This window comes from Thalassobacterium sedimentorum (assembly GCF_031127905.1).
GTDB lineage: Bacteria > Verrucomicrobiota > Verrucomicrobiia > Opitutales > Coraliomargaritaceae > Thalassobacterium > Thalassobacterium sedimentorum.
Genome location: NZ_JARXIC010000095.1, coordinates 1 through 1,378, shown reverse-complemented (window position 1 = coordinate 1,378; position 1,378 = coordinate 1). Strand labels below are relative to the sequence as shown.

Genomic DNA, 1,378 nt, shown 5'->3' with positions numbered 1-1,378 from the left:
CACTGCTGTCCAAAACAGAGGATTCCTCGGTAAGATGCCTTGATTTTTAGCGTGTTGAGAAGTGATTGAGGTGATTTTTCAGAAGTATGCCTAGGATGCTTGGGTTAAGTTGAGGCGATGCCGTCCAAAACGGTCTGGTATGACTCATCCTCTGGCGGCGGGTGGCTATGCATGAACGGATCATCGATCCACTTCCATAGATTCCTGTGCGTAAAGAGGTTCCAGCGTAACAGAGCGACCAGATTTGAGAGCGCCCAGGACATGCGGCTTTTGAACTGGAGGTATTTGATCAGCAAAATAGCGATCAGTGCTGTCCAAATCTGTATTCTGACTGCGTTGGCGGAGGTGCCGACAAAGGTCTTCACTCTCAGGTTTTGCTTAATGGCCTTGAAGAACAATTCGATTTGCCAGCGCTGTTTATAGATCTCTGCAATCGTGGCCGAACTCAGATCAAAGCGATTGGTGAGCAGCTCCATGTGCTGCTGTTTCTCTTCAATCCAAACGACAACCTTGCGGTAGGTTCCTTTGATTCGTCTTCCCGCTTCAAAGCAATTGAACTGGCCGGTATGATCAGAAACGACGACGCCACCCGGCTTTACAGGATAATCTTTGAACTCATAAAACTCGGCATTCTTTTTCAGGCGCGTGACGAAGCCTACGCCTTCAGCGGACCAACGCTCATACATATAGTAGTCCGTATAACCGCGATCCATAACGACCAATGAGCCCTTTGGCAGCTTGAGCTGCTGGGCCACTGTCACATCGGCCACTTTACCCTCAGTTATCCTAGCATAACATGGAAGACAGCCATCGTGATCCAAGAGCAGGTGTAGTTTGGCGGCGCCCTTAGTGGAACGGAACTTTGCCCAATCGAACATTGAAGCGCACAAGTCGATCACCGTGCTATCGAGCGAATAGAGCTTACTCTTAAAGCGAAACTTTTTCTTCGGTGCACCCTCACTGACTTTAGCCAGCAACTGGTAAAACAGTTTTTCGAAGAGCTCATGTGGACGATGCGCATTGGCATAAGAAAGCGTTGATCGCCTCGGAGCACCATTCATCCCCAAATGCTGTAGCTTGCCTTCGCAACTTCTCAAGCCGGTGTCGATCTCCCGCAGACTCTTAGCCTGAGCTAGCTGACAAAACAGCATTGAAACGAAGTGGTCCCAGCTTCCGAAGCCCTTGCTGCGAGCTTGGCTACCTGTATCGCGCACCAATCGACGAAAATCGTCACGATCCACTAAAGAAAGTAGTTGGCTGAATAGACTACTCGTGCCAATGTTCATGATAGCCTCCTTGCGTTAGGTTATTCTTTTTCATCAAACCTATTACGACGCAAGTGAGGCTATTTTTCAAAACCTGTTTTGGACACTAGTGC

At 48.8% G+C, this 1,378-nt stretch carries 1 protein-coding gene; it reads right to left on the bottom strand.

All coding sequences use genetic code 11. From position 1 onward, the window contains the following. Nucleotides 1-104: 104 nt before the first annotated feature. On the bottom strand, nt 105-1,286 hold the full coding sequence (locus tag QEH59_RS18525) for an IS4 family transposase (RefSeq protein WP_308986873.1): 1,182 nt from the start codon (nt 1,284-1,286) through the stop codon (nt 105-107). Nucleotides 1,287-1,378 lie beyond the last annotated feature (92 nt).